Raw genomic sequence first — 12,707 nt, 5'->3', positions numbered from 1 at the left:
ATTTGTTATAAAAAATGAGATTATTCAGAAAATATAAAACTATCGTTTATTTACAAACTCCGTATGCTTTGTTACAATACTATCTATTGTTTCCTAATCAGGTTGAGAGTACTTTGTTCTTTTTTCATGGAAACTTTCCTTTGTCTATTGTTCAATATATATCTGGAGCAAAGATCTTGGATGAAAGAAGTTTAATAAAACGATATGTAGCATTGTTACTGATATATTGGTATGCTTTATGTAATTGTAATATTCCAATTTATTTAAGTGGTGCTCCTCCTTTCTCCAATTTGTTTTTGAGACTGTTTAAGCATATTTTTTACCTGGAGGATGGATTGTCTTCTTATGAATATGTTTTACGTCCTGAATATCAAAAGGTGAAGAGAGTAAAGACGTTTTGGCGTAGATATCTGTGGGGGAATATCTATCCTCGATTTGGATTAGCCAATAATGTCGATTGTGTTTATTTAACTGGTATTCTACCGATACCAGATATAATTTCGAAAAAATCAAAAATAATCGATTTGGATGCATTATGGCAACAAAAAACTCCTAATCAGAAAAAGAAAATATTAAATATTTTTTTACCACAAGGAATAGATTTAAAGCTATTTGATCAATGTGATACTCTTTTATTAACTCAGCCATTTAGCGAATTTTCGGAGGGGAATTTTTCAGAGTCTGATAAAATTGAAGTATATCGTCTGTTATTAGCTGACTATGATGAATCAAGAGTACTGATAAAGGTTCATCCGGCAGAAATCACAGATTATTCTGTTTATTTTCCTTCATCAAAAATTATAAAAACTTCTTGTCCAATGGAATTGCTAGCATTACAGAATATTCCATTATGTAGAGTTATTACAGTGAATTCAACAGCTATATATAATTTAGGGAACCATATTGAAAAAATAATTGCCGGTTACGATATTACTCCAGCATTAATAAAAGAAACCCAAAGACGTAATATCTATGAAGGTATTTCAAATAAATTAAAAACAAATAATATAGAAGGATAAAATAATGATATATACGTATTTACAAGGTAAATTAGGTAATTGTCTGTTTGAAATTTCTGCAGGAATTTCTCTTGCCAAAAAATTAGGAGTATCTTATAGAGTTTTGATATGTGATTATCCTTTTTTGTCAGAGTTAAAAATTTTTCGAAAGTCAATTTTATCCCAAATAGATTTTCAAGATGTTTACCCGGAAAATGTTACAGTATATAATGGAACTAGTTTTTTATATGAAAAATTACCTTTACAAGATAATCTTATATTGAAAGGTTATTTTCAATCTGAAAAATATTTTGATAAAAAACTTGTCTATGATTTATTTAAGATAGATAGTAATACAGAAAAATACATACGTGATAACTATGGTTTTATATTTCAAAGAAAAACTGTAGCTATAAATGTACGTCGCGGAGATTATTTGAAGCTGGAGTATAAGCATCCTGTATGCAGAATGTCTTATTTTAATAAAGCAATAAGTTATTTTGATAAGACGATATTTTTTCTGATTATAAGTGATGATATAGAGTGGTGTAAAAGACACTTTAAAGGAGATAATTTTTATTTTATTGAAAATGAACCTCCCTTAGTTGATTTATATTTGCAATCGATGTGTACGCATAATATTATTAGTAATTCAACTTTTTCATGGTGGGGTGCCTGGTTGAATCCTAACCCAGATAAAAAAGTAATATATCCGGATCCCTGGTTTGGATTTTGGGCAAAGAATAAGAAAGATTTTGATACTAGTGATTTATGTCCGAAAAATTGGGTCCCTGTTCCTTTAGGAAAGTTCGATTATTATTTCTATGGTGGATATTGCTATATAAAATATTATTTAAAAGGTTATATAAAATATCGCTTGAAAGGTTTTATTTCTTTATGTAAAAAGCAAAAATAAAATAATAAGAATATTAATCATGCAAAAAAGAATTTTAGAAGGAATTGCCAGTCTTGGTTTACTGGCTGTTTTATCGGCTTGTAGTTCTCAAAAAGAGACGGTTGCAACAGAAAATATTTATGAAGTGGCTCGTACGATGTCAGTTGAAATGAAACAGGAGAAAGATTCTCAGCTGTTGTCGAGAAGTGTAACTATTCCGCAATTACAGATCGATGCCCAATCGGTATATGGTCGGATGATTACTTATATTACACCTGATGAAGAGCTGTTGCCTACTGTATCAGTAGAAAAACTGGATGCTTACATTGATTTTCCAGCCGGGAACGTTCAAATCAACCCGAAGTATGGAAATAACCGTGCCGAACTGGCGAAGCTGGAGGTACAGTTGAAACCTTTGTTGCAGTCCGGCAACGGGAAAATCAAGAAGATCCGTATTACCGGTTATGCTTCGCCTGACGGCAATACGAAAGCGAATGAACAGCTTGCCGGTAACCGTGCGATCCAGTTCAAGAATTACCTGCAGAAGCAGTTTCATTTACCCAATGACGGCTTGATCACAGTAGACTGGGTAGGAGAAGACTGGGAGGGATTACAACGTCTTATTGCCGGATCGGATAAGAAATACAGCAGCTGTGTGTTGTCGATCTTCCAGTTGACCGATGATCCGGACAGCCGTCGTAAACAGATCAAGGCGATAGACAACGGAGCTGTTTACAAGGATATCGAGAAGACCTTTTTCAGCCGTTTGCGCCGTATGGAGCTGGCCGTTGAAACCGAATCGGAAACGGTGTCCGTCAATGATCCTCAGTTAATCGAAAAAGTCTATAACCAGCCGGATAAAGTATCCCTGCGGGATTTCTTTCGCGTAGCCGCTTTATACCGTCCCGGCACGGAGCAATACCGTGAAATTTATGAAGTAGCTGCCTATACCTATCCAACCTGTAAGGTCGCTCAACTGAATGCGGCAGCCGCCGCCTTATCTCAGGGAGATAAAGAATCGGCCCGCTATTTCTTTCAGCAGGTAAATGGAGATCCGCGCGCTTACAATAACTTAGGGGTCTTGTCGTTGATGGATGGTGATAAGGAAAATGCAGCTGGTTATTTTCGAAAATATTTACCACAGAATCCACGTATAGCACGTGAGAATCTGAATTATTTAGAATAATAAAACAGGTATCTTTTGAAATGTTAAGACTAGACTTTTGATTTCAAAAGTCCTTTATTTTACGTTCAAAAGTCCCTTGTTTTTTCAGCGGGTAAAGCGTTCTCTTCCGGGCATAAATGTGGAAAAGATGAATACAAAACAAATATCGATAAATAAAAAATTTTTATGCTATGTCGGGAGGCAAACAGTTGTCTTTCCCTACTTTTAAATCCAATATACAAAAAGAATCCGATCCGGTTGGAAAGATACTGGAATGTGCCCTGTTTCTTCGTCTGACAAATCTGGCGGAAAGCCGGAAATCGTGGAAGAAATTTGCAGATAGTTTTTTCGGTTATTACCAACCTGTCATCCTGGAGTATTTCGGTTATAAACCGGATGTGCTGAAAATCCCTAAAGTAAAAGTAATTGACAAAGGGTTATTTATGGCGGTACTGACGGCTATGCATAAAACCGGTATGTTCGACTGTTATGCCAGTGAACTGGCTGCAGCCGTGGTGGCTGTGTTTGACGTAAAACTTCAGTTATCGAGTATACAGCAGGATTTATACGACCAATTACTCGAATACGAGGACGTTTTAGGTTTCTTTAATAATTACAGAAAATACGAATTCTAAAAACTGAATAATTAACCCGCTCAGAATGAGCTTGCTTTGCCTGCTTTTTTTTGACTTTTCATCAAATCCGTCCGGATGGCTTCGTGCCTTAAATTTGTTGGTAACCGAATGGGTGATTGGCAGGTCTTTTAAATTTTTGATTCGCTCTTTTATTTTTATTATAAATAATATTTATTCTATATTTAAGAGAGTTGTAACCGGGGGTGTAACCCTTACAGATTGTAACCGGTCTGATACATATAAAAATCAAGAACTTTCAGAAAAACCTTTGCCGGGACTTTATCCGGGACACTTTAATTATTAAACAGAAAGGGTAAGATTATGAAGAAATGTAAGGAAAACATGACACCCGGCATCCGTAAGTGTGGTTACCTGAAAGTTGGAAGAAATGTGCTGAAAGCTTTTTTCAGCGGGTACGACGATCAGCGCCGTTTGGCAGGCGTGTTGCTTTGTGTAGAGACCTTTGTCTATTTCTCCGAAGGTGTGGTTTGTATGAATGACTTTTCGTATTTGTGCCGTCCCGGTGAATGGGTGACTTCTTTTACGGAGATAGGGACTTTGACGGGACTCTGCCGCAAGTCGGTAAGAAAATGCCTGGAGAAGTTGGAAGCATGCAATTTCCTGCAGGTAAAAGACCTGGGTAATTACAAGTTGATTATCCTGATGAATTATGAACAGTTGATCGAGGTTAAAAGAGAACCGGTCCATACGCCGGATATCCCCTCACAAGGTACGGAGGGGGAAGGTGGGCTGTTCGCTACAGTCAGCAATTTTTATTCCAATCAAAATGAACAGAAAGGAGTGGTGAACTGATGAATACAGCAGGAAATAAACAGCAGGTACAGGTACATGTCAACCTGGATATGGAAAAAGCGGTCATAGCAGGTTTACTGACTAATCCGGATGCTATTTTTGATGTGATGGGACATCTGAAACCGGAAATGTTTTATCATCCGGGGCTTCGTTTTGTATATGCTTCGGCGTTGTCGTTGGTGGAGAACGGAAAAGTGGTGGATATGTTGACGATCGAACAGGAAATGATCCGTTTGGATCTGTCGCAGTATGAACGGCTGAACGGATTGTCTTTCATTTCGGACATGTTGCTCGATGTACGTACGGATCATCATATCCGTTATCATGCTGATGAACTGGTGAATAACTACCTGTTGCGTCGCATGCTGGACGAATTGAAGAAAAAAGAAACGGAAGTGGTACAGCCTTCTGCTGATGTAACTTCGTTGCTGAACGGACTGGATAATCTGGTCGACTCGTTGCGTAGCGAACAGGTTCATGCATCGACATCGGAAGAAGCCGGAAAGGTGGCTGCCCGTGTGCTGGAACAATCGTATGCGGAACAGGCAGGTCGTGAAGCTGGCAGGAATGCGCATATCCGTACCGGTTTCCGTGAGCTGGATCAGTTGACCGGTGGTTTGTATAACGGAGAGTTGGTGGTGATACCCGCCCGTCCCTCCATGGGAAAGTCGGCTGTGGCACTTTGGATGGCTCTGAATGCTGCCCGGGCAGGGAAAGCGGTCGCTTTTTTCAGCGTGGAGATGAGCAAGGAGCAGTTGGTAATGCGTTTGCTTTCTATGTTGAGCGGAGTCGATACCGACCGTTTGCGTTTCAAAGGGACTACGGCGGCAGAACGTGAACGCCTGGCAAAGGCGCAGGAGGCATTGGAGCAATTGCCGCTTATTCTGGAATATTGTGGTTCGGATACGGTCGAAGATATGCGGGCAAAGGCGCAGGCCTTGCACAAGCAGGGAAAGTTGGAGTTGTTGTTTATCGATTACCTGAACCTGATCAATCTGATTGTCTCGAAAAATAATTTGCAGGAGACGACTGATTTGGCTTTGGGGAATGTAGTCCGTAAGATCAAGCTGATGGCGGAAGAGATGAATATTCCAGTGGTATTGCTGGCACAGATGAATCGTGAAAGCGAACGTCGTCCGGCTCCGCATCTGCCGGTATTGAGTGATTTGCGTAATTCGGGAGCGATTGAACAGATTGCCGATGTGGTTGTCTTTGTATATCGTGCCGAAAAATACAATATATTTTATGATCCGAAAACGAAGGAAGACCTTCGTGGAGTAGGGCTTCTGCTGGTTGCCAAGAATCGTAACGGGGCGACCGGCGCAGCTAAGTTCCGGTATAATCCTGCGATGACTTGTCTGACGGACTATGATCCGCAAGTGATTTGATAATGTAATGAATCTCAAAGATAAAATAAAATCTGTAGCCCGTCTGGAGGATGTGGTAGAACGTTATATTTCGTTGAAACGAAATGGTAGTTCTGCAAAGACTTTGGTCGGGCTATGTCCGTTCCATGACGACCGACATCCGTCGCTATATGTGAATATGGAAGAACAATATTATAAATGCTTTGCCTGTGGGGAAGGTGGTGATATTTTTAAGTTCGTTCAGAAAATGGAAAGTTGTGATTTCAAGGAAGCGTTGAAGATACTCGCTGGATGGTACGGACTTTCAGAGACAGACGTATATCGACCGGTGAAATATCCGCCTGTGAAGAAAATTTCACAATCGAAATTACCGGAAGTTGTCAGCTGGTTTCATATGGATAGTCTGTTTCGCGGTTGCCGGATGTTTTTAGATTTACTGGAGGAATATATGCCGGAAGATGAGGTTTTACGTGAAACTTACAAAATATTTGAGGTAGGTATAGCCCCCTCTTCTTTACCTTCTGATTATAAGAATTATTGTAATCGTCTAATTTTTCCTATCCGGAATGAGAAGGGGGCATTGGTTGCTTTTGCCGGTCGCTATTTGGGAGAGACGAAAGGAACGGATATTCGGAAATATATCAATTCACCGACTAGTCCGATCTATCATAAAAGTGAGATTTTGTACGGCTTATATCAGGCACAGGAAGCAATCCGGCAGCATAAATTTGTGTATATCACTGAAGGCTATAAAGACGTGTTGGCTATGCATGCTGCCGGATTCCGGAACACGGTTGCTTTGTGCGGAACGGCTCTGACAGAACAACATGTGGCTCTGCTTAGCCGGTATACCCGGTATGCCATCGTTATGCTTGACGGTGATGATGCGGGGCAGACGAATGGTATAAAATCTGCCGGATTATTAATCCAAAAAGGTTTCTCTGTCGGTCGGATCGTCCTCAATCCGGAGCATGATCCGGATTCCTTGTTAAAAAATATGGGGCGGGAGGCTTTTGTCGGTTACATGAAAGAGGCTACCCGTTTGAGCCGCCTGGAAGTCTACGAGGCGTCTTTACTTCGGAAAATAGAACAGATATTATCCCAACTTCGTGTGGCATTGACTGCAGAGGAACGTGCTTGTCTGTTCGCCCGTATGATCCCTTTGCATAAACGGTTGGGAAAAGTCACCGGACTATTAGTACATTCTCCGGTGATGAAAGCGGACTGGTTATTAAATTAATAGGATCAAATCATGAAAATAGGTATTCTTTATATCTGTACAGGAAAATATGTGTTTTTCTGGGAGAGTTTTTATCGGAGTGCAGAACATTTCTTTTTCCAGGGAGCTCCCTGTTGGATTGACAAAGATTTGTCAAATGACATTATTCCTATTTGGCACGTATATACAGAAGGTTACTTCGTTTTCTTCGATAATATAATTTGATTTTTAATCATTAAATGTAATATAAATGAAAATTATTCATGTAATAACTTCCATGAGTAAAGCTAGTGGTGGTCCTTCGTGCACAACTTTATTGACGATGCAGGGAACCAGAGCTTTGGGAATGGAGGTGGAGATTTTGACACTTCAGCCAGATTTGGGTGAGGAAGCTGTGTCAGATGATCCTTCTGTTCGTTATTTACCCCATTCCGGTATTCTGTATAAACGTTGGGGATATACAAAGACTATTCCTTGGGCACTGACTAAAACAGAAGGTGTCGATGTGTATCATATTCAGGGAATATGGATGTACTTCAGTTATATTACTGCACGGTATGCCCGGAAACACGGACAGCCTTATGTTATTACTTTGCATGGGACTCTTTATCCGGAGGCGTTACGACATTCCTATTTGGTAAAAAAAGCATCTTTATTATTATATCAGCGTCGGCAGTTACAGCAAGCTGCCTGTATTCATGTGACTTGTATGAAAGAGATGGAATATTATCATTCATTAGGTTTTACTAATCCGGTAGCAGTTATCCCTAACCCGATAGAAATAACGGAAAAAGAAATTATTTTACAGGAAAAGGAGAAAAAGAGAGTCGGTTATTTGGGACGTTTACATCCTGTCAAAAGAGTTGATCGTTTACTTGAAACATGGAAACATCTGCAAGAGTTAGGAGAACTGTTGATTTTGGGAGACGGAGAACCTGACTATGTCGCCTTTTTGAAAAGAGAGGTAAAACGTTTGCAATTGCGTAATATTCATTTTACAGGTTGGGTTTCCGGAAAAGAAAAAAATCGTTTGTTAGCTTCATTAACATGTTTGGTTGTTCCTAGTGATTTTGAAAATTTTGGAATGATTGTTCCGGAGGCTTTGCTTCAGGAAGTTCCTGTTATAGCGTCGACCGGTTCTCCATGGCGGGATCTGAAAACATATCAGTGTGGTTGGTGGACAAATAATGATGTTAACTCTTTGGCGACAGCTATCCGGGAAGCTTTATTTCTAAATGAAGAAGAGCTGCAGGCTATGGGAGAACGCGGACGTCAGATGGTACTGGATAAATATTCGGTGGATGTTGTTTCCCGGCAGATGGGGCAGTTGTATGCCTGGGTTGCCGGACGAGGAGACAAACCAGAATTTGTATATGATTAAATAAATATAAACTAGTATGAATAAGAATGATTTAGCAAAAGAAATTGCAAGTCGTATGTCTGTGACCGTGACACAAGCTTTATGTTTTATAGATACGATGAACGACGTGATAAGTAATTCTATCCTGCATGAGGAGCCTGTTATGATACAAAATTTTGGTTGCTATATGTCCTGGAAGCAGGTGGAGCGCATGGGGCGTAATCCCAAAACTGGTCAGGAATGTATAATTCGTAAACGATTTAGTGTGAAATTCAAACCAGGAAAAGGATTGATTGATAAAATAAACAGATAGGATATGAAGAAATTTGAAAGTGTGTTTTGGGGATGGATATTGATCAGTCTGTTGCTCTCTTGTGGGTCAGTGAAAGATATTGCTTATTTGCAAGGAGAGGAGTTGTTGAAAAAAACAGCCATAGTCGATACGTTTAGTCTGAAAATACAGAAAGACGATTTGCTTGATATAACAGTCAGTAGTGTAGAGCCGGAGTTATTGCGTCCTTTTCTGCAATATGGGACTGGCATTAATGGTGGCGGAAATAATTACGGATACTCCGGCGGAAATAATAATGAGGGGTATTTGGTGGAAGCTGACGGTACGATTAACTTTCCGCTGTTGGGACAGATAAAGGTGGTTGGACTGACACGGCGACAAGTGGTTGATCTGATCCAAAGCAGATTGAAGAAGGAAGGATATATAAAAGATCCGATCGTAATGGTACGTTTTCTTAATTTCCGTATTTCAATACTTGGAGAAGTAAATCATCCAGGTACTTATAATATAACTTCTGAACGTATCACGTTGTTTGAAGCACTCAGTATGGCTGGTGATTTAACCATTCACGGTCGTCGTGATCGTGTGGCGGTTGTTAGGGAAACAGACGGAGTACGTACAATCTTATATCATGATCTTCGTTCGAGGGATATCTTCCAGTCGCCTGATTTTTATCTGACACAGAACGATTTGGTTTATGTAGAACCGAATCGTGCCAAAGCGGATGCAAGTATACAAAATCAGTTTACGAGTGTTGGAACATGGATCTCGTTGGTTTCTCTTTTGACTACCATCAGTATTTTACTATTTAAATAAAAGGATATGGAAGAACAATCCCCTTATACAGAAAGATTCGGTTTGGTTAATGAATTTAATCTTCGTACTGTTTTAGATGTTTTTGGGACAAAGTGGCACTGGTTTGCCTTGTCTGTTTTTCTTTGTATGACAGGAGCTTGTGTCTATATGATGACGGTTCCGGAGGTTTATAAACGGGAAGCAGTTGTTAAACTTAAAAACAAAGTAAGGACAGAAGAGGCTTTTAGTGAAAAACAAATATTCGATGACAGTGACAATAATAGTTTAGAGGGAGAGATTTTGATATTCAAGTCTCGTTTGTTGATGGGGAAAGTGATCCGGAAATTAGGACTGGAAATTGGTTATTCGATGGATGAAGGACTTAAAAGTAAGGATTTGTATATGAGTACTCCTGTAAAGATAAGTTTTCCGGATTCGACCTTTACTCACCCGGCTTCTTTTTCTATTCTTCCGATTACTAATGACCGTTTTAGGATAATTGATTTGGAAGATGATCCGGACGGGGTGATGGAGCATACTTTCGGAACGGCGATAGAAACTCCATTGGGAAAAATGGTGGTGAACCGTACCTCTTCGTTTAATAATGAATCTTTGAATAAAGGGATACAGGTTTGTTGTCTGAATTATGAATCGCTCATCTCTTCACAATTGGGCAAGTTGGAGGTAGTACGGTCTGTTAAAGATGCGAATTTATTGACATTGACCTATTTGGACACAAATCCGGAACGGGGTGATGATATTTTGAATATGTTGATTCGTGTTTATGTAGACGAATCGATGAAAGATAAAAACCAAATTATACAAAATACAGCTGTTTTTATTGATGAACGTCTGAATCTGATCAATGAAGAATTGGGGAATGTGGAAAGTAGTATAGAGGATTACCGGCGACAGCATCAATCGGCTAATCTTGATATAGAAGCTAAAATTTCGCTGGAGAACCGGAGTTTATATAATCGGCAAGTAACAGAACTGAGTAATCAGAAAGAGTTAATTGAATTGATTCAGCAATATTTATATGATCCGTTAAAAAAGGAATCCCTGCTTCCTGCTAATACCGGTTTGTTAAGTGTTTGGATAGGACAATTAATAGATAAATATAACACGGCATTATTGCAGCGGGATAAATTGATGGAAAATGGCGGTGATAACAGTCCGGCAGTCCGATTGATGAATAATGAGGTAAATTCTTTATCTCAGTCAATCCGGCAGAGCCTTAGAAATACCAAAGAAGAAATTAGCTCGAAGCTGGAGTATGCGAGGCGAATGCAAGTGTTGGAAGCTGGAAAGATCAGCAGTATTCCGACGCAACAGAAATATGTCCTTTCGGTAGAACGTCAACAAAAGATAAAGGAAGATTTATTTCTGTATTTATTGAATAAGCGGGAAGAGAATGCTTTGACATCAGCAACATTGGAGAGTAATCTTCGTATTGTGGATTCACCTTACGGAGTAGGAAGGGCCGGTGTTAACATTCTAGTAATTCTATTAGGCGCATTCTTTGTTGGCTTGGCCATACCGGGAGTATTTTTTTATTTGGCACCGATGTTGGATGTTACGGTACGTGGACGAAAAGATATTGAAAATAATCTTAGTATTCCTTTTTTGGGGGAAATACCTCATAACCGGAAAAAAGAAGAAATGGTGGTCAATAAACAAAAAAGGGATGGGGTTTCCGAAGCCTTTCGTATTGTACGAACCAATATCGATTTTATATTGGGTAAACGAAAGAAGTCTCAGGTTTTGATGTTAACCTCTTCAAATCCGACCTCCGGCAAATCGTTTGTATCATACAACCTGGCTGCTTCTTTGGTGTTAGCAGGTAAACGGACAATATTGTTAGAAATGGATCTTCGAAAGGGATCGAAAAAAGAGAAAGATGGAAAGGTTGTTCCGGGACTGACTCACTATTTGTCCGGTAAAATGACTGATCTGACACAATTGATACATCCTCATTCCGGCTTTGAAGAGTTGGATGTCATTACTTCCGGACCTATTCCGCCTAATCCGGCTGAATTGTTGTTAGGACAATCTTTGGATGAATTGATCGGATTGTTGAAAGAACGATATGAATATATCATTCTTGATACGGTTCCTTATGGTATGGTAGCTGATGCACAGATAATCAGTCGGATTACTGATTTGTGTATTTATGTTATACGTGAGGGTTTGATGGATCGTCGGCAGTTACCGGATGTGGAGGCTTTATATACCGGAGGTAAATTACCTCATATGTCAATTTTACTGAATGATGTCCGGAGTAAACATGCCGGTTATGGATATGGTTATGGGTATTATGGTTATGGGTATGGAGATAATTATTATGGATATCAATAATCTTAGATCAAATTATGAAAATCAAAACATTCATTATTAACATCGAGGAATCGCTAGACAGAAGAAACTATGTATTGGCAGAGACTGCTAAATATCCTTGTTTGGATGTAGAGTTGGTGAATGCGGTTTATGGCAAACAATTGCCAGAAGAAGAAACGAATCGTCTTTTTGATTGTAAACTGTTTAGAAGGAGATATTTGCGATCTCCTTCTCCTGCAGAGATCGGATGTACTTTGAGCCACAGAAAATGCTATCATCGATTATTAGAGTCATCAGAAAAATGTGCTTTAATACTCGAAGATGATGTGTGTTTTTTGGAATCAGCCCATTTGGAAGATATTTTATCGGAAATAGTTAAAAAGACAGTGGAAGAAAAAGATGCTTGTATTGTTACGTTAGCCAGACATTCCCACTACTATCCTCATGCTTTATATGAATTAGGTAATTATTCTATTTATAGAATTTGGATGGCTTTCGGTACATGTGCTTATCTGATCAATAGAAAGGCCGCACAAATCTTACTAATGCCACCCAAAGCTTCAATTTATGCAGATGATTTTGAATATATGAATGATCAGGGAATTAGGATAGAAGGTATTTATCCGACATTAGCTGCTGGGTTATCAGAAAAAGGAGAAATACAAAGTGAGATTGAACCTATGCATACATCTTCTGAAAAAGTTAAAGATTTGCCTTTTGTTGATTGTATTCGTTATTTGCTGAAAAATAAAAAGAGAGGTTTCTTAAAGTATATGGGGGTATTGAGATTTAGAAAAAGAGAAAAAGGTATAAATATATAATTACATCAAG

The 12,707-nt window shown here is 39.1% G+C and carries 12 protein-coding genes; all 12 read left to right on the top strand.

The features are described from left to right. Positions 1-14: 14 nt before the first annotated feature. The 12 genes from DXD68_RS16625 to DXD68_RS16560 all read left to right on the top strand — a co-directional run bounded on the left by DXD68_RS16625 (position 15) and on the right by DXD68_RS16560 (position 12,697). Positions 15-1,019, top strand: a complete 1,005-nt coding sequence (locus DXD68_RS16625; RefSeq protein ID WP_122362642.1) for a glycosyltransferase family 52 — start codon at positions 15-17, stop codon at positions 1,017-1,019. A gap of 4 nt (positions 1,020-1,023) precedes the next feature. Then, positions 1,024-1,914: an alpha-1,2-fucosyltransferase gene (locus DXD68_RS16620; RefSeq protein WP_122362641.1), complete on the top strand. Its 891-nt coding sequence runs from the start codon at positions 1,024-1,026 to the stop codon at positions 1,912-1,914. Between the two features lie 19 nt (positions 1,915-1,933). Beyond that, the gene (locus DXD68_RS16615; protein WP_122362640.1) at positions 1,934-3,079 is read left to right on the top strand and encodes an OmpA family protein; all 1,146 of its coding nucleotides are present in this window, start codon (positions 1,934-1,936) and stop codon (positions 3,077-3,079) included. 170 nt (positions 3,080-3,249) lie between these two features. Then, on the top strand, positions 3,250-3,693 hold the full coding sequence (locus tag DXD68_RS16610; protein WP_122362639.1) for a hypothetical protein: 444 nt from the start codon (positions 3,250-3,252) through the stop codon (positions 3,691-3,693). A 321-nt stretch (positions 3,694-4,014) separates the two neighbouring features. Beyond that, positions 4,015-4,506 carry a hypothetical protein gene (locus DXD68_RS16600; protein ID WP_122362637.1) on the top strand — a complete coding sequence of 164 codons (492 nt, stop codon included), beginning with the start codon at positions 4,015-4,017 and terminating at the stop codon, positions 4,504-4,506. Next, complete coding sequence (locus DXD68_RS16595) at positions 4,506-5,894, top strand: replicative DNA helicase (protein WP_122362636.1); 1,389 nt, start codon at positions 4,506-4,508, stop codon at positions 5,892-5,894. Before DXD68_RS16600 ends, DXD68_RS16595 begins: the two co-directional genes overlap by 1 nt. Positions 5,895-5,901: 7 nt before the next feature. Then, complete coding sequence (locus DXD68_RS16590; RefSeq protein ID WP_122362635.1) at positions 5,902-7,113, top strand: DNA primase; 1,212 nt, start codon at positions 5,902-5,904, stop codon at positions 7,111-7,113. Between the two features lie 229 nt (positions 7,114-7,342). Next, on the top strand, positions 7,343-8,473 hold the full coding sequence (locus DXD68_RS16580) for a glycosyltransferase (RefSeq protein WP_122362634.1): 1,131 nt from the start codon (positions 7,343-7,345) through the stop codon (positions 8,471-8,473). 16 nt (positions 8,474-8,489) lie between these two features. Next, positions 8,490-8,765 carry an HU family DNA-binding protein gene (locus tag DXD68_RS16575; RefSeq protein WP_122362633.1) on the top strand — a complete coding sequence of 92 codons (276 nt, stop codon included), beginning with the start codon at positions 8,490-8,492 and terminating at the stop codon, positions 8,763-8,765. A gap of 3 nt (positions 8,766-8,768) precedes the next feature. Next, the gene (locus tag DXD68_RS16570) at positions 8,769-9,560 is read left to right on the top strand and encodes a polysaccharide biosynthesis/export family protein (RefSeq protein WP_122362632.1); all 792 of its coding nucleotides are present in this window, start codon (positions 8,769-8,771) and stop codon (positions 9,558-9,560) included. Between the two features lie 6 nt (positions 9,561-9,566). Next, complete coding sequence (locus DXD68_RS16565; protein WP_122362631.1) at positions 9,567-11,897, top strand: GumC family protein; 2,331 nt, start codon at positions 9,567-9,569, stop codon at positions 11,895-11,897. 14 nt (positions 11,898-11,911) lie between these two features. Further along, entirely contained in the window at positions 11,912-12,697 is a 786-nt protein-coding gene (locus DXD68_RS16560) for a glycosyltransferase family 25 protein (RefSeq protein WP_122362630.1), read from the top strand. The last annotated feature ends 10 nt before the right edge of the window (positions 12,698-12,707 follow it).

It is taken from the genome of Parabacteroides sp. TM07-1AC, assembly GCF_003480915.1.
GTDB lineage: Bacteria > Bacteroidota > Bacteroidia > Bacteroidales > Tannerellaceae > Parabacteroides > Parabacteroides chongii.
Note: the sequence above shows the minus strand (reverse complement) of the source record. Positions and strands in the feature narration are given on the sequence as shown.